This is a genomic window from Streptomyces sp. NPDC101151 (assembly GCF_044768335.1).
Taxonomy (GTDB): domain Bacteria; phylum Actinomycetota; class Actinomycetes; order Streptomycetales; family Streptomycetaceae; genus Streptomyces.
The window spans coordinates 56,031-78,917 of record NZ_JBIWPP010000008.1; the positions used below are offsets into that span (position 1 = coordinate 56,031).

The 22,887-nt window shown below is 70.4% G+C and carries 22 protein-coding genes and 1 riboswitch; of the genes, 4 read left to right on the top strand and 18 right to left on the bottom strand.

The window, feature by feature from the left end; genetic code table 11:
• Positions 1-45 precede the first annotated feature (45 nt).
• On the bottom strand, positions 46-486 hold the full coding sequence (locus ACIRU3_RS17280) for an Lrp/AsnC family transcriptional regulator (protein WP_404057022.1): 441 nt from the start codon (positions 484-486) through the stop codon (positions 46-48).
• A 290-nt stretch (positions 487-776) separates the two neighbouring features.
• Between ACIRU3_RS17280 and ACIRU3_RS17285 the strand changes: the two genes are divergently transcribed.
• A complete protein-coding gene (locus ACIRU3_RS17285) occupies positions 777-1,214 on the top strand; it encodes a hypothetical protein (protein WP_404057024.1) in 438 nt (145 codons plus the stop codon).
• A 20-nt stretch (positions 1,215-1,234) separates the two neighbouring features.
• On the opposite strand, the gene ACIRU3_RS17290 is transcribed toward ACIRU3_RS17285, so the two are convergent.
• The 3 genes from ACIRU3_RS17290 to ACIRU3_RS17300 form a co-directional block, all read right to left on the bottom strand.
• Positions 1,235-2,323 carry a phosphotransferase family protein gene (locus tag ACIRU3_RS17290; RefSeq protein WP_404057026.1) on the bottom strand — a complete coding sequence of 363 codons (1,089 nt, stop codon included), beginning with the start codon at positions 2,321-2,323 and terminating at the stop codon, positions 1,235-1,237.
• A 17-nt stretch (positions 2,324-2,340) separates the two neighbouring features.
• Positions 2,341-3,438 carry a hypothetical protein gene (locus ACIRU3_RS17295; protein ID WP_404057028.1) on the bottom strand — a complete coding sequence of 366 codons (1,098 nt, stop codon included), beginning with the start codon at positions 3,436-3,438 and terminating at the stop codon, positions 2,341-2,343.
• A gap of 342 nt (positions 3,439-3,780) precedes the next feature.
• Positions 3,781-4,953, bottom strand: coding sequence for an acyl-CoA dehydrogenase family protein (locus tag ACIRU3_RS17300; RefSeq protein ID WP_404057030.1), 1,173 nt, complete (start codon positions 4,951-4,953; stop codon positions 3,781-3,783).
• 332 nt (positions 4,954-5,285) lie between these two features.
• On the opposite strand from ACIRU3_RS17300, the gene ACIRU3_RS17305 reads away from it, so the two are divergent.
• The gene (locus ACIRU3_RS17305) at positions 5,286-6,581 is read left to right on the top strand and encodes a glycoside hydrolase family 18 protein (RefSeq protein WP_404057032.1); all 1,296 of its coding nucleotides are present in this window, start codon (positions 5,286-5,288) and stop codon (positions 6,579-6,581) included.
• 70 nt (positions 6,582-6,651) lie between these two features.
• On the opposite strand, the gene ACIRU3_RS17310 is transcribed toward ACIRU3_RS17305, so the two are convergent.
• The 5 genes from ACIRU3_RS17310 to ACIRU3_RS17330 all read right to left on the bottom strand — a co-directional run bounded on the left by ACIRU3_RS17310 (position 6,652) and on the right by ACIRU3_RS17330 (position 11,781).
• Positions 6,652-7,305 carry a TetR/AcrR family transcriptional regulator gene (locus ACIRU3_RS17310; protein ID WP_404057034.1) on the bottom strand — a complete coding sequence of 218 codons (654 nt, stop codon included), beginning with the start codon at positions 7,303-7,305 and terminating at the stop codon, positions 6,652-6,654.
• 108 nt (positions 7,306-7,413) lie between these two features.
• Positions 7,414-7,554, bottom strand: a complete 141-nt coding sequence (locus ACIRU3_RS17315) for an SCO1431 family membrane protein (RefSeq protein ID WP_404057036.1) — start codon at positions 7,552-7,554, stop codon at positions 7,414-7,416.
• Positions 7,555-7,661: 107 nt separating this feature from the next.
• Positions 7,662-9,035, bottom strand: a complete 1,374-nt coding sequence (locus tag ACIRU3_RS17320; RefSeq protein WP_404057038.1) for a peptidase C39 family protein — start codon at positions 9,033-9,035, stop codon at positions 7,662-7,664.
• 205 nt (positions 9,036-9,240) lie between these two features.
• A complete protein-coding gene (locus ACIRU3_RS17325; protein ID WP_404057040.1) occupies positions 9,241-10,782 on the bottom strand; it encodes an amino acid permease in 1,542 nt (513 codons plus the stop codon).
• A 42-nt stretch (positions 10,783-10,824) separates the two neighbouring features.
• Positions 10,825-11,781, bottom strand: a complete 957-nt coding sequence (locus ACIRU3_RS17330) for a hypothetical protein (protein WP_404057042.1) — start codon at positions 11,779-11,781, stop codon at positions 10,825-10,827.
• Positions 11,782-12,032: 251 nt separating this feature from the next.
• On the opposite strand from ACIRU3_RS17330, the gene ACIRU3_RS17335 reads away from it, so the two are divergent.
• Together ACIRU3_RS17335 and ACIRU3_RS17340 are read left to right on the top strand one after the other, a co-directional pair.
• Positions 12,033-12,653 carry a uridine kinase gene (locus ACIRU3_RS17335; RefSeq protein WP_404057410.1) on the top strand — a complete coding sequence of 207 codons (621 nt, stop codon included), beginning with the start codon at positions 12,033-12,035 and terminating at the stop codon, positions 12,651-12,653.
• Positions 12,654-13,084: 431 nt separating this feature from the next.
• A complete protein-coding gene (locus tag ACIRU3_RS17340) occupies positions 13,085-14,947 on the top strand; it encodes an AAA family ATPase (protein WP_404057044.1) in 1,863 nt (620 codons plus the stop codon).
• A 110-nt stretch (positions 14,948-15,057) separates the two neighbouring features.
• On the opposite strand, the gene ACIRU3_RS17345 is transcribed toward ACIRU3_RS17340, so the two are convergent.
• From ACIRU3_RS17345 to ACIRU3_RS17385, 9 genes are all read right to left on the bottom strand, one after another.
• Entirely contained in the window at positions 15,058-16,140 is a 1,083-nt protein-coding gene (locus tag ACIRU3_RS17345; RefSeq protein ID WP_404057046.1) for a hemolysin family protein, read from the bottom strand.
• Positions 16,137-17,471 carry a hemolysin family protein gene (locus ACIRU3_RS17350; RefSeq protein ID WP_404057048.1) on the bottom strand — a complete coding sequence of 445 codons (1,335 nt, stop codon included), beginning with the start codon at positions 17,469-17,471 and terminating at the stop codon, positions 16,137-16,139. Before ACIRU3_RS17350 ends, ACIRU3_RS17345 begins: the two co-directional genes overlap by 4 nt.
• 226 nt (positions 17,472-17,697) lie before the next feature.
• Positions 17,698-18,153: a PH domain-containing protein gene (locus tag ACIRU3_RS17355; RefSeq protein WP_404057050.1), complete on the bottom strand. Its 456-nt coding sequence runs from the start codon at positions 18,151-18,153 to the stop codon at positions 17,698-17,700.
• Positions 18,154-18,166: 13 nt separating this feature from the next.
• Positions 18,167-19,015, bottom strand: a complete 849-nt coding sequence (gene hisG / locus ACIRU3_RS17360; RefSeq protein ID WP_404057052.1) for an ATP phosphoribosyltransferase — start codon at positions 19,013-19,015, stop codon at positions 18,167-18,169.
• A gap of 57 nt (positions 19,016-19,072) precedes the next feature.
• The gene (locus ACIRU3_RS17365) at positions 19,073-19,345 is read right to left on the bottom strand and encodes a phosphoribosyl-ATP diphosphatase (protein WP_067283860.1); all 273 of its coding nucleotides are present in this window, start codon (positions 19,343-19,345) and stop codon (positions 19,073-19,075) included.
• A gap of 34 nt (positions 19,346-19,379) precedes the next feature.
• Positions 19,380-19,865, bottom strand: coding sequence for a 6,7-dimethyl-8-ribityllumazine synthase (gene ribH / locus ACIRU3_RS17370; RefSeq protein WP_404057054.1), 486 nt, complete (start codon positions 19,863-19,865; stop codon positions 19,380-19,382).
• 21 nt (positions 19,866-19,886) lie between these two features.
• On the bottom strand, positions 19,887-21,200 hold the full coding sequence (locus ACIRU3_RS17375; RefSeq protein ID WP_404057056.1) for a bifunctional 3,4-dihydroxy-2-butanone-4-phosphate synthase/GTP cyclohydrolase II: 1,314 nt from the start codon (positions 21,198-21,200) through the stop codon (positions 19,887-19,889).
• A complete protein-coding gene (locus ACIRU3_RS17380; protein WP_404057058.1) occupies positions 21,197-21,838 on the bottom strand; it encodes a nicotinamide riboside transporter PnuC in 642 nt (213 codons plus the stop codon). The genes ACIRU3_RS17375 and ACIRU3_RS17380 overlap by 4 nt, the downstream gene beginning before the upstream one ends.
• Entirely contained in the window at positions 21,835-22,440 is a 606-nt protein-coding gene (locus tag ACIRU3_RS17385; RefSeq protein ID WP_404057060.1) for a riboflavin synthase, read from the bottom strand. Before ACIRU3_RS17385 ends, ACIRU3_RS17380 begins: the two co-directional genes overlap by 4 nt.
• A 156-nt stretch (positions 22,441-22,596) precedes the next feature.
• Positions 22,597-22,727, bottom strand: a riboswitch (FMN riboswitch).
• Positions 22,728-22,887: the final 160 nt, after the last annotated feature.

A 22,887-nucleotide genomic window follows, 5' to 3' on the forward strand; every position in this document is an offset into this window, starting at 1 on the left:
AGTCTCTCGCGTGCGCGAGAGAGGCCGGGCATCGGGGCGGGCGGTTCAGATCATCGGGGGGCGCGCCTCGTACGGCGTCGACAGCACGACGGTGGTGCGGGTGGAGACCCCGGCCAGGCTGCGCACCCGGGCGAGCAGTTCCTCCAGTTCGTGCGGGGTGGCCACCCGCACCTTGAGGATGTAGTTCTCGTCGCCGGCGACACTGTGGCAGGCCTCGATCTCGGGGACGCCGGCGAGGCGGTCCGCGATGTCGTCGGGGGCGCTGGGGTCGAAGGGTTTCACCGAGATGAACGCCGTCATGGGCAGCCCGACGGCCTCGGGGTCGACGACCGCGGCGTAACCGCGGATGACGCCACGCTGTTCGAGCCGGCGCACCCGCTGGTGCACGGCCGACGTGGACAGGCCCGTGGCCTTGCCCAGGTCTGTGTAGCTCATCCGCCCGTCTTTGACGAGCAGCTGCACGATCTGACGGTCCAGCTCCTCCATGGCGCCAAAACCTACAGTGCGCCTGATCTCCGCGGATACCTGAGCAACGCAGGTCACACCCGGTTTGTGATGTATCCGGGAACAGGCTGTGAGCCGTCCGGAGGGTTTCAGGGGCGGCTCCCGTGGGACAAACAGCACCGCACCGGGCACCTGCGCGCGGCATGTGACGAACGCCACAGCACTCGGGCGCGCTCCGTGATGTTCTCGTGATTACCGCCGAGAGCGGACGGGAAGTGCTTGCTGTGGTCGAGGCCGCAGTGCCTTCACGGCCCAGCCTTAGGGGGAGTCCCATGCAGAGTCTCAAGCGCCCTGGTCGTTCAGCGTCCAAGCGGCAGCAGCCCGTCGTCGAGCCCGAGCCGGAGGGCGTCGAACCCGACGCCTTCGAGGCCGAGGAGCTGGACGCCTACGACACCTTGGAGATGTACCGGGTGATCTGCCCGGACTGCGCGCAGCCCATCTCGCTGCTGGCGGACGAGGAGATCCTGCCGGAGCACGCGCTGTGCGCCTCGCCGTGGAACCCCTTCGGGCTCACGGTCTGCGCGGGCACGGGCCGTACGGCCGCCGAGGCCTGCCCCGCGGACGAGTCCGTCGTACCGCAGGAGCAGGACACGGCCCTGCTGCTCACGCTCCCCCAGGGTCTGAACTGGCGGACGCAGCCCTTCTCGCACGTCGGAGGCCCGGCCTCGCGCCCGATGCGCGTACCGTCGATGCGCCGCCAGGCCGCCTGAGCCCCGCCGCGGGGCCTGGATCAATCCCAGTAGCTGCCCTGCACCATGGCACGCAGACTGTCGTGGTGCAGGATCAGTGTGTCCGGGTCCGCCGGGACGGCGACCTCCCCGAAGTACGCCTGCCGGTAGGCGACGCGCAGCATGACGATCGCGTGCCGCAGGGCGGCGTAGAGGGTGTGGAACTCCATGTCCCGCGGGGTGTGGCCGGTGAGCCGGGCGTAACGGGCCTCGACGCGGTCGCGGCGCAGGAAGTCGGGCAGTCCGGACTGTCCGGAGGTGACCGTCAGATCGTGGAAGAAGCGGTGCAGGTAGATGGTCCAGCCGAGGTCCACCTCGCGCGGGGCCGGCGCCGCCATCTCCCAGTCGAGGACGGCGACGGGGTCGAATCCGTCGTAGACGACGTTCCCGATGCGCGCGTCGCCCCAGCTCAGGACGGGTTCGCCGGGCTCGCGCGGCCACAGCCGCTCCAATCGCTCGAACGCGGCCTCGATGAGGGGTGAGCGGGCGAGGCCGTCGATCACCCAGGCGTAGTAGGCCCGTTGGGCCGTCACATGCCGGCGCAGGGCGTCCCCTTCGCCGGCCGGCGCAAGGAATTCGGCTTCTTCGGACGGGACTTGGTCATGCAGCCGGGCGAGCAGACCGACCGTGGCGGCTTCCAGGTGCTCGCGCTCCGCGTCGCTCGCCGCGTGCAGCCAACTGCCCTCGTACGTATACGGCATGACGTCCGGGGGTACCCGCCCGGCGACCCGCTCCATGACGAAGAACGGCGCTCCGAGCGCGTCCGGGTCCTCCTCCAGCCACAGCACCCGGGGCACCGGAACGTCGGTGTGGTCGGCCACGAGCTTCAGGGTGCGGTACTGGCGGGCCATGTCGTACTCCGGGAAGACGGTGTACGCCGCCGGGTCCGCCGCGAGCCGCAGTGCGCAGGAGCGCAACGGTGGCCCGGGGTGCTCGATGTCGAACAGCAGGGTCTCGCTGGACATGCCGTTGGAGGCCGGGACCGTGACGCCGACCGCCTTGGCGCCGGGCAGCCGGGTGCCCAGCCAGGCCGTCAGGCGCCGGGCGAGATCCTCGGGATCGCGGGTGCTGGTGCGGGGACGCGGTGCCATGGCCGTCTCGTCCTCCCTCACGGCGCGACCGAGTCGAAGCCGGTGAAGCCGCTCGGATCGTGCCGGCCGAACGAACCGTGCTCGAAGACGCCGTAGCCCGTCCGCCCGTCCATCCGGAAGCGGGCGGAGTGGTCCGTGACCCCGTAGGCGGCCAGGGGGTGCGGCGACGTCATGTCGTACGTGCGGCGGTCGACCCACGCCCGGCCCTGCCACGTCCCGTGCTGCCAGTCGTCCGCCGGCGGATAGCCTGCGCCGACCGCGAGCGGCGAGGAGGTCAGGATCTCCGCCTCCACCTCCTGCGGTTTGCGGGGATCGCCCAGGTGGACGACCGCACGCTCGGGGTGGCGGGTGCCCGGGCGGTAGCTGATCTCGGCCTGGGGCCAGCCCAGTTGGCGATCGCGGTGACCGGGGCGGACCAGGGTGGCGTCGTTCAGGGAGCGGTGGCCGTCGGCGTCCTCCTGGGTGATGAGCATCAGGAAGCGGTCCTCGAAGCGGACCGGGCACCAGATCCAGTGGAAGCCCTCGGTCGGGTGCTCCGCGGCGAGCCGTCCGCCCTCCTCCCCCGGCATCGGCCGCACGCCCCAGCTGCGGTCCCGGGTGCCGGTCCAGTCCTGCGAGGAGACGTCGAACCGCGCACCGCCGGCCCGGATCACGCCCTGCACCGTGCCCGCCTGGACGAACCTGCGCCCCTCCAGGGTGAGCCGGTCGCCGCGGCGCTGGAGGTGGTGCGGCTCCCACAGGGCGGGGAAGGCCGCGGTCCAGGTGAGGTCGTACGACAGCTCGTCCTCGCAGACCAGGCGAAGCCGCCTCAGCGGCTCCTGGACCTCGATGCGCAGCGGGCCGACGGCGAGCCGCATCCGGTCCTCGCCGAGCGCGTCCGAGGCGCGCACGGCGTGCAGGGTGCCCCCGGCACGCAGGGTCGCGTAGGCGTCGATCACGCCCAGGTTGGGGTAGACCCCGAGACCGAGGATGAGCAGGGCGCGGCCCGCATGGTCGAACACGTGGAAGATGCAGCGGTCGTAGGCGTTCCGGTCCCCGGTCGCCACGTGCTTCATGGACAGCGGCACCTGGTGGACGGGGTACTCGTCGAGTGCGATGGGACGGTCGTCGGCCACGGACACCCCCTGGGAGACAGTCCGCTGACGGTACGTCAGACAATGTGAGGAAACCAGAGGCGGAACCCGACGTCCGTGAACTCACGCGCGATTCCGCGGGGCGGTGACCTGCCCGGCGCCCGCCGCGTTCCCCAGGTATGCCCCCCACGTACTCGGCGACCGGGCGTCAGCACCGCATCTTCGTGCCCCGCCCCGCAGAATCGGTTCCGCCGCCTCCGCCGCAGGACCCGCCCATCTACCGCGATCTGATGCGCGTCTGGGCCGACCGGGGCCGCACCCTGCCGGGCCGCCACGACCCGGAGTGGATCAGGCTGGCGGCCCCGACGGTCCGCAGGGGGCAGTTCAGCGACCCTCCGGCCCTGCCACGTGACGGGCGATGACCATCCGCTGGATCTGGTTGGTGCCCTCGACGATCTGCAGGACCTTGGCCTCGCGCATATAGCGCTCGGCCGGGAAGTCGGCGGTGTAGCCGTAGCCGCCCAGGATCTGCACGGCGTCCGTGGTGACCTGCATGGCAGTGTCGGTGCAGTGCAGCTTGGCCATGGCCGCCTGCTTCGCGAACGGCTTGCCGGCGTCGCGCAGCCGGGCGGCCGCGAGATAGAGGGCGCGGCCGGCCTCGATCCGGGTCGCCATGTCGGCGATCATGAAGCGCAGGCCCTGGAAGTCGGCGATGGGGTGGCCGAACTGCCGGCGCTGGGTGGCGTAGCCGACGGCCTCGTCCAGCGCCGCCTGGGCCAGGCCGATGGCACAGGCCGCGATGCCGAGCCGTCCGGAGTCGAGGGCGGCCAGCGCGATGGAGAAGCCCTGGCCCTCCTCGCCGATGCGCCGCTCGTCGGGGACCCGGACGCCGTCGAGGTGCACCTGGGCGGTGGGCGAGCCCTTCATGCCCATCTTCCGCTCGGGCACCGCGCCGCTCAGCCCCTCGGCGTCGCCCGGCACCAGGAAGGCGCTGATCCCGCGCGAGCCGTCCTCGCCGGTGCGGGCCATCACGGTGTAGAAGTCCGCGATCCCGCCGTGCGTGATCCAGGCCTTGGTGCCGGTGAGCACCCAGTGGTCTCCGTCCCGGACCGCTTTGGTGCGCAGGGAGGCCGCGTCGGAGCCGGAGGCCGGCTCGGAGAGGCAGTAGGCGCCGAGCAGGCCGCCGCCGAGCATCGCGGGCAGGTGCTCGACCTGCTGCTGCTTGGTGCCGTAGGCGGCGAGGGCGTAGGAGGCGAGCGTGTGCACGCTGACGCCGAGGCCGACGGTGAGGCGGGCCGCGGCCAGCTCCTCCAGAACCTGGAGGTAGACCTCGTAGGGCTGGTCGCCGCCGCCGTACTCGGAGTCGTAGGGCAGGCCCAGCAGCCCCGATGCGGACAGCAGGGTGAAGACCTCGCGCGGGAAGCGTCCGGCGTCCTCCTCCTCGGCCGCCTTCGGCGCGATCTCGCGCTGCGCGATCTCACGGACGAGCACGAGCAGATCCCTCGCCTCTTCCGTGGGCAGTTGACGCTCCACCGGCTGCGGGTCGCGGTCGGACATGGCGTCGGTCTCCTCCCTGTCGGGCACCGGCGGTCTGGCCCGTTGGGTGGGGGCGGCTCCGCCTGATCGTTCCAGTTCGGCCGAGGGCGCCCGCTCCCGGGTCTCGGAAGCTGCTGACCAGCGGCTCTGTGCCGTGAGTATGCCCGATCAGCGACCTCACGTCACCAGTTAACGACCGCTTACTTCAAGAATCCAGCCGGAACTCCCCACCCGCCCGGAATTGGTCCGAACCATTGACGTAGTGGTCTAGTCCTCCTACTGTGCATTGCCAACGCTTTACCGCGTTCATGCCAATCGGCGCGCCCTCCCTCTCCCCCACGAGGAGACACCCGATGCACGCTCCCCACCGCCCCCGTGCCCTCTCCCGGGCTCGCCACTTCGTCCGAGCAGGGGGTACCCCCGTCCGGGCGTTCGTCGCCGCCGTCTGTTCCGCCGTCCTCGGCGCCGGACTGCTGGCCGGCGCGGGCACCGCGACCGCGGCCGCCCCCGACGCTCCGGCCGCTCCGGCCGCTCCGCGGTTGGCGGCCGGCTCCAAGGTCGTCGGCTACTTCACCGAATGGGGCACCTACGACCGCAAGTACTACGTCAAGAACATCGAGACCTCGGGCTCCGCGGCCAAGCTGACCCATATCAACTACGCCTTCGGCAACGTCACCGGCGGCAAGTGCGCGCTGGGCGACTCCTACGCGGCCACCGACCGCGCCTACACCGCCGCCGAGTCGGTCGACGGCGTCGCCGACACCTGGGACCAGCCGCTGCGCGGCAACTTCAACCAACTGCTGAAGCTCAAGAAGAAGCACCCGGGCCTGAAGGTCCTGTGGTCCTTCGGCGGCTGGACCTGGTCGAGCGGCTTCGGCGAGGCCGCGAAGAACCCGGCCGCCTTCGCCCAGTCCTGCTACGACCTGGTGAAGAACTCCAAGTGGGCGGGCGTCTTCGACGGTATCGACATCGACTGGGAGTATCCGAACGCCTGCGGCAACACCTGTGACACCAGCGGCCGCGAGGCCTTCAAGAACGTGATGGCGGCGCTGCGTTCGAAGTTCGGCTCCGGCAGCCTCGTCACCGCCGCGATCACCGCCGACGCCACGAGCGGCGGCAAGATCGACGCGGCGAACTACGCGGGAGCCGCCCCGTACGTCGACTGGTACAACCCGATGACGTACGACTACTTCGGCGCCTGGGACTCGGCCGGCCCGACCGCCCCGCACTCCCCGCTCAACTCCTACTCGGGCATCCCGAAGGCGAATTTCCACACCTCGGCGACGATCGCCAAGCTCAAGGGCCTCGGCATCCCGGCCGGCAAGCTGCTGCTCGGTATCGGCTTCTACGGGCGCGGCTGGACCGGCGTCACCCAGGCGGCGCCGGGCGGCACGGCGACAGGCCCGGCGGCGGGAACGTACGAGCAGGGCATCGACGACTACAAGGTGCTCAAGACCAAGTGCCCGGCGACCGGCACGGTCGGCGGCACGGCCTACGCCAAGTGCGGGAACAACTGGTGGAGTTACGACACCCCCGCGACCATCGGCACGAAGATGACTTACAAGAACCAGCAGGGCCTCGGCGGCACCTTCTTCTGGGAGCTGAGCGGCGACACCTCGAACGGTGAGCTGATCAAGGCCATCAACTAGCCCCGGGAACCGACCGGCCCGGGAGAGGGGGACGGGGAGCGGAGGACCACGAGCCTCCGCTCCCCAGCCGTCATCCGTCGCGGCGGGCCGGGGGCGGGGCCGGGTAGGACGGGTCCAGTTCCTCGATGGCGCGCAGGGCTCCGCCGAGGGTCTTCACCAGCAGGTCGCGCATGGTGTCGCGGGAGAGTCCGGGGCGGTCGATCCAGTCGAGGGTCGCCCCCTCGACGCTGCACACCCAGGAGAGCAGGCCCATGCGGGCCAGCGGGGCGATGTCGATGCGGCCGTAGGCCCCTTCGGCGATGGTGGCGACGATCGCCTCGCGCACACCGTCCCGGACGGCGTGCACCTCCGTGTCGAAGCCGACCCCGCCGCTGACGATGGTGCGGTAGGCCGCCTGGTGGTGCTCGGCGAAGCGCAGATAGCTGTCGACCGTGCGGTGGACGCGGTCCACGGCGGGCAGTTCCAGGCCGCTCGCGGCGAAGGTGACCAGGCCGGCGACCGAGTCCCGGATGATCGCCAGGTAGTAGCCACGCTTGGACTGGAAGTAGTAGTAGATCAGCCCCTTGGCGACATGCGCCTGCCGGGCGATGTCGTCCATGGACAGCGCGTCGTAGGACGTGTCGGCGAACAACTTCCGCCCGATGGCGATGAGTTCGGCGCGACGCGCCACAGAGCGCTCGGTGCCGCGCGCCCGGGGACGGACGGCGGCACGCTGTTGACGCATATTCAATTTCGACCCTGGTCTAGGCGGTCGGCGGGACATCCGCAGTATGTCAGAACAAGTTGGGCCGTTTGAGTGATGCGTCGGCGCGCGGCCGCGCGAGCGATCGGGTCAGAGCAGACCGAGCTGGGTCACGAGCATCGCGATCACCGCGACGAGCACCCAGCCCATGACGTGCTCGAGGATCTTCGGGCCGTCATCCTTGGGGCCGCCGGTGCGGACGCGGGTGGCGGTGGCCGGGTGTGCGGTCATGTCTTCTCGCAGAGGTCGGACGTACGGAGTGGAATCCCCCCACCCATTTGTCCACCTTGCCACCCGCGACGGCGTTTGCGGCAGAGACCTTGCTCACACAGGCCGGGTCAGCGCACGCCCACCGCCTGGAGCGCCTTGCGCTGACGCGGGTTCGGGTGGGCCGGGAAGTAGAGGTAGCAGACCCCTCCGGTGCCGGAGGCGACGTTCCCGGAGGCGTTGTACCGCTTGGTCCGCAGCCAGATGTTCTCGAACTCCCGCCGCCGGTAGACCCGCCGTACCGCCTCGTCGCTGGGCGAGGCCGGGTCGTTGGCGATCACGTCGCCTTCGGGTGTGAAGCCGATCACCGTCATCAGATGACCCGAGGTGCCGTAGCCGGCGCCGGTCAGCTCGTCCTTCAGGAAGGACTGGGACGTTATGGCCGGGATGCCGGCCGCGACCAGCGTCTCCAGGTCGGTGAGCGAGGCGAGCCGGGTCACCACACCCTGGAGGTCCTTGAACGTGGCCGCGTAGGCGGCGTTGAACGGCCAGTTCCCGCAGCCCTGGTACTGGTGGTCGTAGGTGAACCGGGCCGCGTGGTCGACCTGCGGGTCGGCGTAGGACGGGTCGACCCAGGACAGCTGCCCGGGGGTGAGCCGGCCGCCCCAGTACTCGACGATCATCTGCGAGGAGGTCGGGCTGCACCAGGCCTCGCCGCCGTTGTCGTACTCCGGGTACTGGCCCTTGTGGATCTCCTGCGAGTAGCGCGGGACGGCCAGTTCGCGGTGGAGCCCCGGCGTGGAGGCCGGGACGGTGAAGCGGTCGGGGATGTCGGAGCCCATGGCGCCGAGCCGCCAGACGGTCGGGGTGAGCCGGGTGCCCGGCTTGCGGTAGAGGGTCAGCCGCAGCCGGTACGAGACCAGGCGCAGGCCGGTGCTCGCGTCGTCGATGGCGAAGGTGTCGGTCCAGATCGTGCTCCTGCCGTCGCTCTGGTCGTCCACCGAGGTCCGCTTGATGTCCTGGTCCCCGGCCGCCCAGCGGCCCATCACGTACCAGGGGGTGGCGGTGCCGTCGGAGTATGTGCCCTGCAGCTCGACCTGGAGCCAGGTGCCGTCGGGGGTGTGCGCGTTCCAGGAGGCGATGGCCTCGGTCGCGGGCACGGCGAGCCGGTGGACCGGAGCGGTCCAGGTCGCGTATTCCCAGGTGGCGGTGGTGCCGGTGTGCGGGTCGGTGTAGTCGGTGCGGCCGGCGGGTGCGGCGATCTCGACGCCGGGGCGGGGGCCGGGGACGGCCCGGACGCCCTGACCGGTGCCACGACGCCAGTCGCGGTACGTCGTCCAGGCGCTGTAGTCGACGGGGCGGGCCGGCGTCCGGGCGGGCTCGTCGGCGTCGGCGGCGGACTGCTGAGCGCCGGCGGCGGCCGCGGGTACGGCTCCTGAGGCGACCGCGGCGGCCACGGCGGCGGTGAGGACGGTTCGGCGGGACGGCTGCTGGGCTCTGCTCATGGGCGCGGTTACCCCCAGGTGTTCCGGGTCGGAGCTGATCCGGTGCGTGGTTGTGCGCCAACTATGGAGGAGACGGCATGCCCCTGCCAGCACTTCTGCGCATGGCGCGCCACCAATATTGGTCTGAGCCACTGGCGCCGTGTGCGGGGCTTGCGACGGCCCCGGCGCGGGCGGAGAGCCGCGCCGGGGCCGTGGCCGGTCGGGGTCAGACGAGGTCCATCGCGGCGACCTCGTCGGGGCGGCCGTAGCTGACCGGGCCCTGGAAGCGGCGGCGGGCGGTGGCGAACCACCACACGGTGGCGACGACCAGGACGACGGCCAGCGCGAGGGGCGCGTAGTTGAAGGAGTCGACGGTGATCGGCGAGGCCTGCGGCAGCATGAACAGGACGCTGCTGAGCACGATCCAGGTCACCGCGAGCCAGCCGATCGGCCTGCCCCAGCGGCCCAGGTGCCAGGGACCGGGCTGGAACTCGTCGCCGAGCCGCAGCCGCAGGAAGATCGGCACGGCGTAGGCGAGGAAGAGTCCGACCACGTTGACGCTGACGATGGCGGTGAACGCGGTGTGCGACCACCAGCCCGGCACGACCAGGGCGAGAGAGCAGGCCACCGCGAGCCACACCGCCTTGACGGGGGTGCGGGTGCGCAACGAGACCGAGTGCCACCAGCGGGAGCCGGGCATCGCGCCGTCCCTGGAGAAGGCGAAGATCTGCCGGGTGTTGCTGGTGAGATTGGCGAGACCGCAGAAGAGCATCGCGCCGATCACGATGAGCAGCATCACCTTGGCGACGCCGAGACCGAGGCCGTCGATGAGAATCTGGACGGGCGGGGCGTCGGAGCCTGCCACCTTGTTGTAGTCGCTAATGCTGTAGACCAGTGCAAGCATCAGGATCAGGCCGGTGATCGCCGAATAGCCGATGGCGCGAGTGATGCCCTTCGGCGCGTTGACCGTCGCCCGGACCGTTTCCTCGGACATGTGGAAGCTGCCGTCGAACCCGGTGAAGGTCCAGCTGGTGACCAGCAGACCGAGCATGCCGCCGTAAAGCCCGCTAGTGAAGCCGGTGTTGTTCTCGAAATGCGTCACGAAGGACGCCGACTGATGATGACCGGGCATCACGATGAGTGTGGTCACGATCACCACGAGTCCGATCAGCAGCCACCAGACGGAAATCCGGTTCAGCAGGGCGACGAGCTGGACGGTGTAGGTGTTGGCGAGGCCCTGCAGCACGATGATCACGCCCGTGATCAGCACCGTCTGGTGCGCGGTCGGCTGGTACGAGGACCATTGCAGATGGATGAAGGCCTGGATGAAGGTGGCCGCCGCGTAGCCGGTGGCGGCGGTGCCGCCGATCTGGCCCACGAAGTTCAGCCAGCCGGTGAACCAGGACCAGGCGCCCTTGTGCCGCTTGGCGAGTTTGCCCGCCGAGAAATACAGCGCACCGCTCGTCGGATAGGCGGAAGCGACCTCCGCCATCGCGGCGCCGATGAACAGCACCATGATGGAGACACCGATCCAGCCGAACACGAGAATGCGGGGACCGCCCGCGTTCATGCCGTATCCGAAGGACGAGAAAATGCCCGAAAGGATATTGATGATGGTGAAAGATATCGCGAAATTGTCGAATGCCTGGAAGCGCCGGGTGAGTTTCCGCGGATAACCCATCGCATGCAGGGTCGCGTCGTCGTCGAGCACGACGAGGTCTTCTTCCTCGCGAGCCTTCGCCCGTGCGCTCGATATCCGTTCCGTCACAGATCGGCCTTTCTCTCGGTGGGGGGCAGAGCACGTGCGGGATCAGGCGGGCCCCGGGACGGGCAGGCCGCAGGCGCGCCGCGCCCGGGAGAGCTGTTCGGCGGGGTCACCGAAGGCGCTCCAGGGCATGCGCGAGGCGTACGGGCCCATCGCCGCGAACACCGCCCGGGCCTCGAACTCGCGCTGGCCCATGACCAGCGCATGTGCGAGGTAGGCCAGGTCGAGCACCGGGGTGAAGCGATATCCGGCCACGGTGGGCAGCCAGTTCTGGTAGATCGCCAGGGCGGTGGAGCGCCACTGGGGCTGTTCCCAGACTCGGTCCGCGAGCAGCTGGGTAGGGTTGTAGCTCTCCACCAGGGCCACCAGCGGCAGCAGCCTGAGGGGTGAGTCGACGGGCGCCCGCTGGCTGAGGAAGGCGGCCACGTCCCACGCCGCATTGACCGAGCCGCCGTGGCGCGTGAAGAAGGACGACAGGAAGCGGTGGTGACCCTCCCGGTGCCACGGGTCCAGGGACAGGATGTGCGAGAACAGCCGCCAGGGTCCGGGCGGGGCGGTGAGCAGCCCCTGCGGGGCGGGGTCGCGCAGCCGGTGCAGCCGGGCCATGGCCAGCTTGGCGACCCACGGGGTGGGATCACCGGGCGCCAGGGCGGCCGCCCGGTCGCAGGCGGTCAGCGCGATCCGCTCCAGCGCCTCGGCGCGCTCGTCGCGCTCGTCGGCGGCCCGCATCGCGCGCTGCACCGCCACCCGGGCCCACAGCAGCGCCGCCTCGGGGGTCGGTTCCTCCGCCAGCCAGCGTTCCGCCAGGTCGGTGCCGGCGGCCTCGGAGGCCAGCACCAGCGAGCGGTGGGCGCGCAGGGCGAAGTCGGAACGCGTCTCGACGAGCGCTTCGGACGCGTATCGATAACGGCCGGCGCGCACATCGACGCAAACGCTCGCCAGGACGCGGTCGTCGGCCGCCGGATGCCATACATAGTGCCCTTCGAATAACTCCGCGGCCATGTACCCCTGTCCGTCCCCGTTCGACGCATCGCAGTTGCGCACCTGGCACCTTACTCAGCAGTCGGCGCACCGGGAACGCCGAGTTTCACATATCGGTCAGCGGATCGGGAATGTTAATCCTTTCGATTGACCGGAGGTCAGCCAGTGGTTCAAGGAGTGACTTTTCCCGGCCCCCTGGTTCCGTCGCTATGGGCTGCTACTAGACTGTTTCCGGAAAACACCCCACACCGCACCACACCTCAGGAATCGCCATTCACGACCTCGCCGCCCGGCTGCGCGGACTTCCCCCCTCGGCGGGACCGGTCCGGCTGATCGCCGTCGACGGGCACGCCGGCTCCGGAAAGTCCACCTTCGCCGGGCGGTTGGCCGCCGCGCTGGGCGGGGCACCGGTGCTGCATCTGGACGACATCGCCAGCCACGAGCAGCTCTTCGACTGGACCGACCGGCTGCTGACCCAGGTGATCGGCCCGCTCTCCCGTGGCGAGAGCGCGCACTACACCCCTTATGACTGGCACGCCCGCGCCTTCGGCCCGCCGCGTCCGCTGCCGCCCGAGCCCGTGGTCGTGATCGAGGGAGTCGGCGCCGGCCGCCGGGCACTGCGCCCGTATCTTGCGCGGCTGCTGTGGATGGAGTTGCCCCGTGAGGAGTCCTGGACGCGGGGCAGACTGCGGGACGGCGCGGAACAGCGGGAATTCTGGGCCGGGTGGGTCGACGCGGAGCACGCGCACTTCGCCGCGGACCCCTCGCGCCCCCACGCCGACCTCCTGGTGCGCCAGACGCCGGAGGGGTACGCGGTGTTGCCGGGGCCCGCGGGAATGCTTGGACCGGACCAGGAGGTCACCCACGGTGACGGACCGTCCGCAGTGTGCTGAACTTGTGAAGACCCTTGCGGGGGAACTTCTTTGACTGCTCCGACGGCGCTTGACCCGGGGACCGTACAGGTCTTACGTTCTCAATGTGCGGCCATTAGGAGCCGCCCACAGACGCGAAGCCCCCGGTTGTTCCCCCGTGATCGGGGGCTTCGTTCTGCCCTCAGCCCGTCTTCCGGGCGCCCCGCGCACCGATCCGCTCACCCTCGGTCACCGTTTTCCTGTGCGCCCCGTCTACTCCCACCTCGCCAAACGGCCCGTGCGGCACCCTTCGGCGCGCGGTGTTCCCACGGGTACGATGCCCTCGGTGCGACCTTCGAGTGGCTGCCTCGCGCACCTGCAACTCCGGTCCGCGGCACAGCGGTTCGACCGCGGCGGCCGTCGGGCGACTGCCCGGCGGTGAACCAACGGGGGCACGGTCTGTGGGGGACGTGATGGACTTCGGCACGCAGGGCCCCGATGCCCCGGCCGACCTCGCCTGGCTGCGAGGTGTGGACGCCTACACGATGGGTGCCTACCCGCAGGCGGAGGAGGAGTTCCGCGCCGCGGCGCGGATGGATCCGGGCATGGCGGACGCCTGGCTCGGGCTGCACGCACTGCGGGTCGACACGACGACCGCACTGCTGCGGATGTTCCGGCACCGGGACCGCTTCGGGGAGCAGCGCACCCGGCACCGCCGGACCATCAACTCCTGGTACTGGCTGGGCTGGTGGGTGCAGCCGGTGCTGGAGAGCCCCCGCGATCTGCTGCTGGCGCACGCCTCGCACTGGCTGGACGGCCGGCACGTCCCGGAGCTGGACCGGGCGCTCGCCGGACTGCCCCCGGTGGACACCGACCCGCAGGTCCGCTTCCTGCACGCCTGCCGGGCCTATCTCGTCAAGGACTGGGACCAGCTGGTCCGGCACACCGACCCACTGCTCGACGATCCCCTGCTCGGCATCGAGGCGGGACTGTTCGGTGGCATGGCACGGGTGCGGCTGGAGATGTACGGACAGGCCGAGCCGCTGCTGTCCGCGGCGCTGATGCGCTGCCGCAGTGAGCAGCCGCAGCGCAAGGAGCTGCGGTACTGGCTGGCGCGGGCGCACGAGGGAACCGGGCGCAGCGCCGCGGCGCTGCCGCTGTACCGCGCCGTGCACCGGGTCGACCCCGCGTTCATGGACACCTCGGCCCGGCTCGCCGCGATCGCCGAGGGGGACGGGTACGACGATCCGGCCGACCTCGCGGCGATCACCCTGACCGGTGCCGGTGCGGACGCCATGGACGGGCCGGACACGCTGGATCCGCTCTTCGGTACCGAAGGCCGCGATCTGCGGCTGCCGGACCCGGATCTGCCGACCGGGCCGCTGCCCTCGGTCTCCGATCCGGCGGTGCGGGTGAAGAGCGGGGTGCCGTCCTCGCCCCTGCCGGCCGGGCCGACCGACCCCGCACTCCTTGAGGAGGCGCTCGCCGAGCTGGAGCGCATGGTGGGGCTGGAGCCGGTCAAGCGGCAGGTCAAGGCGTTGTCCGCGCAGTTGAACATGGCACGGCTGCGGGCCGGGCAGGGGCTGCCGGTGCAGCCGCCGAAACGGCACTTCGTCTTCTCCGGGCCCTCCGGGACCGGCAAGACCACGGTCGCCCGGATCCTGGGCCGGGTCTTCTACGCTCTCGGCCTGCTCGGCGGCGACCATCTCGTGGAGGCTCAGCGGGCCGATCTCGTCGGCGAGTACCTGGGGCAGACGGCCGTGAAGGCCAACGAGCTGATCGACTCCGCGATCGGCGGGGTGCTGTTCGTGGACGAGGCGTACTCGCTGTCCAACACCGGGTACGGCAAGGGCGACGCCTACGGCGACGAGGCGTTGCAGGTGCTGTTGAAGCGGGCCGAGGACAACCGGGACCACCTGGTGGTGATCCTGGCCGGCTATCCGGAGGGCATGGACCGGCTGCTCGCCGCGAACCCCGGGCTCTCCTCCCGGTTCACCACCCGGGTGGACTTCCCCTCCTACCGGCCGCTGGAGCTCACCGAGATCGGCAAGGTGCTCGCGGCGGAGAACGGGGATCTGTGGGACGCGGAAGCGCTGGAGGAGCTGCGGTCCATCGCCGGGCACGTGGTCGATCAGGGGTGGATCGACGAGCTGGGGAACGGGCGTTTTCTGCGGACGCTGTACGAGAAGAGCTGTGCCTACCGGGATCTGCGGCTTACCACGTATCCCGGGAAACTGTCCCGCGACGACCTCGCGACCCTGCGGTTGCCGGATCTGATGCAGGCGTACGGAGAAGTGCTGTCGGGGCGGGGGCCGCACGATCCGTCGGCCATGTGAGTCGGGCCGTGCGAGTCGGGCCGGGCGACTGACGGGCGCTGCGGCTCCCCCGGAGCGCGGGGAACTGCGTGACCGGCACCCACCGGCCCGCAGCTCCCCGCATCCCGTGGCTAGGCCATCGCTTCTTCCGGCTCACCCGTCGTCCGGGGTTGCAGCACATGCGGCTCGGGGCTCTCCCGGTGCGCCGGATCCCGGACCTCGCCGACCAGGAGTTCGAGTACGTCCTCCAGGGCGACCAGCCCCAGTACCCGGCCGGAGGCGTCCGCCACCTGGGCCAGGTGGGTGGCCGCCCGGCGCATGACCGTCAGGGCGTCGTCCAGGGGGAGTTCCGCGCGCAGGGTGGTCATCGGGCGCCAGACGTGCTGGGGAACGGCGCGGTCGGAGTGCTCCAGGTCCAGGACGTCCTTGACGTGCACGTACCCCATGAAGGCGCCCGTCCCGGCCGCCACCGGGAAGCGGGAGTAGCCAGTGCGGGCGGTCAGGTCGACGATCTCCCCCGGTGTGACCGACGGAGTCACCGTCACCAGGGACTCGCGCTGCAGCAGGACATCCGTCACCGGGCGGGAGCCCAGTTCCAGGGCGTCCTCCAGGCGCTCCTGCTCCTCGGGGTCGAGGAGGCCCGCCTGGCCGGAGTCCTCCAGCAGACGGTTCAGCTGCTCGCTGGTGACGACCGCCTCGACCTCGTCCTTGGGCTCGACGCGGAAGATCCGCAGGATGCCCCGGGCACAGGCACCGAGGGCCACCGTGATCGGCCTGCACACGCGGGCGAAGGCGACCAGGCCGGGGCTCAGCCACAGCGCGGCCTTCTCCGGCGCGGCCATCGCGAGGTTCTTCGGCACCATCTCGCCGATCACCAGGTGGAAGAAGACCACGGCGGCGAGCGCGATCACATAGCCCAGCGGGTGGACCATGCCCTGGGGGAGGCGGACCGCCTCGAACAGCGGCTCCAGCAGATGCGCCACCGTCGGTTCGGCGACCGCGCCGAGCGTCAGGGAGCAGACGGTGATGCCGAACTGCGCGGCCGCCATCATCTGCGGCAACCGCTCCAGGCCGTACAGCACCTGCCGGGCCCGGGCCGTGCCGAGCGGTTCGATCTGGCTGCGGCGCACGGAGACGAGCGCGAACTCGGCGCCGACGAAGAAGCCGTTGGCGAGCACGAGCAGCGCGGCGAAGACCAGTTGGAGCGCGCTCATCGAACGGCCTCCATGACGTTCCCCGCCGGGACCGTCCTGACCAGGCGGACTCGTTCGGCGCGGTAGTGGCCGACCTGGCGGACGGACAGCCGCCAGCCGGGCAGTTCGGCCCGGTCGCCAGGGGCCGGGATACGGCCGAGCAGGTCGGCGACCAGGCCGGCGACGGTCTCGTACGGCCCCTCGGGCACGTCGAGGCCTATGCGCTGCAGGATGTCGACCCGGCAGCTGCCGTCTGCGTCCCAGGCGGGCCTGCCGTCCTCCGGCGGGGCGGGGGCCAGCTCGGGCATGTCCTTGGCGTCATGCTCGTCACGGACCTCGCCGACGAGTTCCTCGACGATGTCCTCCAGCGTGACCACGCCCGCCGTGCCGCCGTACTCGTCCACGACGACCGCGATGGGCTGCTCACTGCGCAGCCGGGCGAGAAGTGGCTGGACCGGCAGTGTCTCGGGGACGAGCAGCGCCTTGCGGGCGATATGGCCGACCGATGTGCGCAGCCGGTCGTGCACGGGGATCGCCAGCGCGTCCTTGAGGTGGGCCATGCCCACGATCTCGTCGATCTTCTCGCGGTAGACGGGGAAGCGGGACAGCCCCGTGGCGCGGGTGAGGTTCACGACGTCCTCGGCGGTGGCCGTGTCCTGGAGTGCGCTGACCTTCACACGCGGGGTCATGACGTGCTGCGCGGTCAGGTCGCCCAGCGACAGGGTGCGCACGAACAGGTCGGCCGTGTCCTGCTCCAGGGCGCCGGCCCGGGCCGAGTGCCGGGCCAGGGAGACGAGCTCACCCGGGGTGCGGGCGGAGGCCAGCTCCTCGGCGGGCTCGACGCCGAGCGCACGCACCAGCCGGTTGGCGACCGTGTTGAGCACGGCGATCACCGGCCGGAACAGGCGGGAGAAATGGTGCTGGGGACCCGCGACGAAGCGCGCGACCTGCAGCGGCCTGGACACCGCCCAGTTCTTGGGCACGAGTTCGCCGATCACCATCTGGATCGCGGAGGCCACCAGCATGCCGACGACCACGGCGACCCCGGAGACGGCGCCGTCGGGGATGCCGATCGCCGTGAACGGGCCGCTCAGCAGTTCGGCGAGGGCCGGTTCGGCGAGCATGCCGACGACGAGGGAGGTGATGGTGATGCCGAGCTGGGTGCCGGAGAGCTGGAAGGACAGCTCCTTCAGCGACTCCACCACCGTACCGGCGCGCTTGTCGCCCTCGGCGGCGGCCTTCTCGGCATCCGGGCGCTCGACCGTCACCAGGCCGAACTCGGCCGCCACGAAGAATCCGTTGGCGAGGATCAGCAGGAACGCGGCTCCGAGGAGCAGCAGGGGAATGCTCATGATGCCGCCGCCTCCGCAAGGACGCGGAGGGGGTCCGCGCTATGTCGGGAGGGGGCGGCGCAGGTACTACAGGACGATCCGTCCATCGCCGGAGAGGGTCACTCCTCGGGTAGCAGGAACCCCTGTGCACCGGGCGATGCGCAGGGGTGGAGGCGCGGTGGGACAGAGCCTCCGCCACCAGATTAATCAAGACAAGGGCGGCTGGGGCAGGGTGGACGCCCCCGAGTCAGCCCTGATCTTCAGCCTCGCGGGCCGCCGAGCGGGCCTCGGCGAGCGCCCGGAGGGTCTGCGCATCGGCTATGGCGTGCTGCTTGGCGATGCCCGGCTGGATGCCGAGCGCGGGCAGGCTGGTGCCGTCGCTGAGGTCGAGGAACACCCAGGGGTCGCCCGGCCGGAGGTTCACCTGGAGGATCTCCGCCCAGGCCAGGCGCCGTTTGCCGGCGATGTTGACGACGGTGACGCCGGACTCGTCGGCGACGACCTTCACCCGGGCGAGCTGGGCCAGCACCCAGAATATGAGCGCCCCGGTGATGACGAAGCTGAGCCGCTCCCCCGGGCCGAGGTGCTCCAGCAGCATCGCGATCCCGGAGATCACCAGGAAGATCACGACGCCGGCAGTGAGCAGAATCGCACGGGTGCGGCCCGGTCGGAAGGTGACAGGCAGGGTCGGCAGGTCGGACATGATCGTGCGGCCCTCAGAGACGGCAGGCGTGGATGGCCGTGGTCAGGATGGCCCGGGCGCCGATCTCGTAGAGGTCGTCCATGATCCGCTGCGCCTCCTTGGCGGGGACCATGGCGCGGACGGCGACCCAGCCCTCGTTGTGCAGCGGCGAGACGGTCGGCGACTCCAGGCCCGGAGTCAGGGCGACGGCCTTCTCGAGCTGCTCGACGCGGCAGTCGTAGTCCATCATCACGTAGGTCCGGGCGACCAGGACGCCCTGGAGGCGGCGCAGGAACTGCTGGACCTTGGGTTCGTCCTGGTCGGCGCCCACGCGCCGGATGACGACGGCCTCCGACTTCATGATCGGCTCGCCGAAGACCTCCAGGCCCGCGTTGCGCAGCGAGGTGCCGGTCTCGACCACGTCGGCGATGACCTCGGCGACGCCCAGCTCGATCGCGGTCTCGACGGCGCCGTCGAGGTGGACGACGGAGGCGTCGACGCCGCTGTCCGCGAGGTGCTTGGCGACGATCCCCTCGTAGGAGGTGGCGACCGTCTTGCCCTTCAGGTCCTCGATGCCGTTCGCGGTGCCCGGCTTGGAGGCGAAGCGGAACGTGGAGCGGGCAAAGCCGAGCGGCAGGATCTCCTCGGCGTCGGCGGCGGAGTCGACCAGCAGGTCGCGGCCGGTGATGCCGATGTCGAGACGGCCGGAGGAGACGTAGATCGCGATGTCGCGCGGGCGGAGGTAGAAGAACTCGACCTCGTTCTCCGGGTCCACGATCCGCAGCTCTTTGGACTCCCGGCGCTGCTGGTAGCCGGCCTCATGCAGCATCTCCGCCGCAGGGCCGGACAGTGAACCCTTGTTGGGGACGGCGATGCGCAGCATGAGGTCGGCTTCCTTTGCGTGAAGGGGAGTGTTCTTACGACTCTGGCGACGGGCGGCTTACAGGTGGGCGTAGACGTCGTCGAGGGAGATCCCGCGGGCGACCATCATCACCTGGACGTGGTAAAGCAGCTGCGAGATCTCCTCGGCGGCCGCTTCCTTGCCCTCGTACTCGGCGGCCATCCAGACCTCGGCGGCCTCCTCGACGACCTTCTTGCCGATGGCATGGACGCCCTTGCCGACCAGCTCGGCGGTGCGGGAGGTGGCGGGATCGCCGTTGGCGGCCTTGTGCTGGAGCTCGGCGAAGAGCTCCTCGAACGTCTTCTTGGACATGGTGAGCCCCACCCTACGCGGTTCGCGGGACTCCCTAGTGCCAGGGTTCAGATACTGAGCGCAGCGTGGCAGCGGTCGCCACCGCGGCCGTCACCGCCTCGTGTCCCTTGTCCTCGTTGGAGCCCTCGATACCGGCCCGGTCCAGGGCCTGTTCCTCGGTGTCGCAGGTGAGCACGCCGAAGCCGACGGGCACTCCGGTCTCGATGGAGACCTGGGTGAGGCCCTGGGTGACGCCCTGGCACACGTAGTCGAAGTGCGGGGTTCCGCCGCGGATGACGACACCGAGGGCGACCACCGCGTCGTAGCCGCGGCCCGCGAGGACCTTGGCTGCGACCGGCAGCTCGAAGCTGCCGGGGACCCGGAGCAGGGTCGGCTCGTCGATCCCCAGCTCGTGCAGGGCGCGCAGGGCGCCGTTCACCAGACCGTCCATCACCTTCTCGTGCCACTGCGCCGCGATGACGGCGACCCTGAGGTCGCTCACGTTGCGTACGGACAGCTCCGGTGCACCCTTGCCGCTCACGTCTCTCCTAAGTGCTTTCGCTCACTGGTTGGCACAGGTGGCCGCGGACGCGGCCACCGGGTCTGCCACGGCCGGCGTGTCCAGCCAGGGCAGGTCGTGCCCCATCCGGTCCCGCTTGGTGCGCAGGTACCGGAGGTTGTGCTCGCCCGCCTGGATCGGCATCGGCTCGCGGCCGGTGACCTTCAGGCCGTGGCGCAGCAGCGCTTCGGTCTTGTCGGGATTGTTGGTCATCAGGCGGACGCTGCGCACGCCGAGGTCGGCGAGGATCTGCGCACCGGCACCGTAGTCGCGGGCATCGGCGGGCAGGCCGAGTTCCAGGTTCGCGTCGAGCGTGTCGCGGCCCTGCTCCTGGAGTTGGTAGGCCCGCAGCTTGGACAGCAGGCCGATGCCGCGTCCCTCGTGTCCGCGCAGATAGACGACGACTCCGCGGCCCTCCTCCTGAATGCGGTCCAGGGCGGTGTCCAGCTGGGGGCCGCAGTCGCAGCGCAGGGAGCCGAAGACGTCGCCGGTGAGGCATTCGGAGTGGACGCGGACCAGGACGTCCTCGCCGTCGCCGATCTCACCGTGGACGAGGGCGACGTGCTCGACGCCGTCGAAGGTCGACCGGTAGCCGTAGGCGGTGAAGGTGCCGTGCGTGGTGGGCAGGCGGGTCTCGGCCTCACGGCGGACGGTGGGCTCGCTGTTGCGGCGGTAGGCGATCAGGTCCTCGATGGAGATGATCGTCAGGCCGTGCTTGCGGGCGAACGGGATCAGTTCGGGCAGTCGCAGCATGCGGCCGTCCTCGCCGGCGATCTCCACGATGGCACCGGCCGGGCGCAGTCCCGCGAGCCGGGCGAGGTCGACGGCCGCCTCCGTGTGGCCGTTGCGGACCAGGACGCCGCCGGGCCTGGCGCGCAGCGGGAAGATGTGGCCGGGCCGGACGAAGTCGGTGGGCTCGGCGGTGCCGCCGGCCAGCAGCTGGAGCGTGGTGGCACGGTCGGCGGCCGAGATGCCGGTGCTCACCCCGTGAGCGGCGGAGGCGTCCACGGAGACGGTGAACGCGGTCTTCATCGACTCGGTGTTGTCCTCGACCATCTGCGGCAGGTGCAGCCGGTCGAGTTCCTCGCCCTCCATGGGCGCGCAGATGAGCCCGCGGCACTCGCTCATCATGAAGGCGACGATCTCGGGGGTCGCCTTCTCGGCGGCGATGACGAGGTCGCCCTCGTTCTCCCGGTCCTCGTCGTCGACGACCACGACCGGGCGGCCGGCCGCGATGTCGGCGATGGCCTGCTCGACCGGGTCGAGCCCGAAGTCCTCGATGTGGTCCGTGTCGTACAGCAGCGGTGCCGAGGTCATGCCGGCGCTCCTTCCAGGACGGGCTGCGGGCTCCTGCGGGAGCGCAGCCACCAGTCGCGCATGCCCCACAGGACGAGTGCGCCGTAGATGACGTAGACGAAACCGGAGAACGCGTAGCCGTTGGCGAAGTTGAGGGGCACGCCGACGAGGTCGACGAGCAGCCAGGCGAACCAGAACTCGACCATGCCCTTGGCCTGGGCGTACATGGCGACGATGGTGCCGACGAAGATGTAGGCGTCCGGCCACGGGTCCCAGGAGAGGGTCGGGTAGGCCTTGAAGAGGAGGGCCACCGCGACCGTGCCGGCGGCGGCAGCGGCGATCATCGCCCCGCGCTCGGGCCAGGTGGCGAACCGGGGGGTGATGTGCCCGTCCTCGGACCGGCCCTTGGTGCGCTGCCACTGCCACCAGCCGTACAGCGCGACGGCCATCACGACGGCCTGCTTGCCGGCGCTGCCGGCCAGGTGGCCGTAGAAGGCCGCGAAGAGGACGAGGCCGGAGAGGAACTGGACCGGCCAGGTCCACAGGGAACGACGCCAGCCCAGGGCGAGCGTGATGAGCCCCAGGATGTTGCCGGCCATGTCGGACCAGATGATGTGCTGGCCGAACAGGGTGAAGGCCTGGGAGTTGAGCCAGTTCACCGACCGGCCCCCTGACCGGCCGTGAGCAGCCGCTCCACGTACTTGGCGATGACGTCGACCTCGAGGTTGACCGGGTCGCCGGGCTGCTTGTGGCCGAGCGTGGTGAGGTCGAGGGTGGTCGGGATGAGGCTGACGGTGAAGTGGTCCGCGCCCGCTTCGACGACGGTGAGGCTGATGCCGTCGACGGTGATGGAACCCTTCTCCACGACGTAGCGGGCCAGGTCGGCGGGCAGCGAGATCTTCACGATCTCCCAGTTCTCGGAGGGCGTGCGTGCCAGCACCTGTCCGGTGCCGTCGACGTGGCCCTGCACGATGTGCCCGCCGAGGCGCGCGCCGACGGCGGTGGGGCGTTCGAGGTTGACGCGGGAGCCTACGGTGAGCACGCCCAGGCTGGAGCGCTTGAGGGTCTCGGCCATGACGTCGGCGGTGAACTCGTCGCCCTCGTGTTCGACGACGGTGAGACAGACTCCGTTCACGGCGATGGAGTCGCCGTGCTGCGCGCCCTCGGTCACTACGGGGCCACGGAGCCGGAAGCGGGAGGCGTCGCCGAGGTTCTCGACGGCCGTGACTTCACCCAGCTCTTCGACGATTCCGGTGAACACTTCCCGGGTCCTCCTGCCTCATGGGGGCACGGACTCCGGGGCCTGTCGATGACGACAGAATGGACGAGTGAGCACGCCAGGGACGACGCCGAAAAGGACTCGTCCGAATACGGACAAGCCCAGATACGGCGGCGCGCACAGATACATGCCCGCCCGCCGCGCACTGCCTCCCATCCGGACTTTAACCGTCGGTCCAGGAATTTCACCTGGTCAACCGGCCGCTGGAAGCGACCGGGTCGCGGACTGTAACCGCCGGTTCGGACTTTCACCGACCCCGGAGTGCGCTGCTTCTGGTACACGGCCAGTGTGCCACGCCGGGTGGTCCTCCAGACAGGTGAAGGATGTGGGCTCCCTCACAGCGCGTGTCACTGGACTTGCGCGATGGAGTCGCCCTGGTCAACTGCCGCAACGAGAGCGGTGGTTGACCTTGGCCCGGACCCATTGACC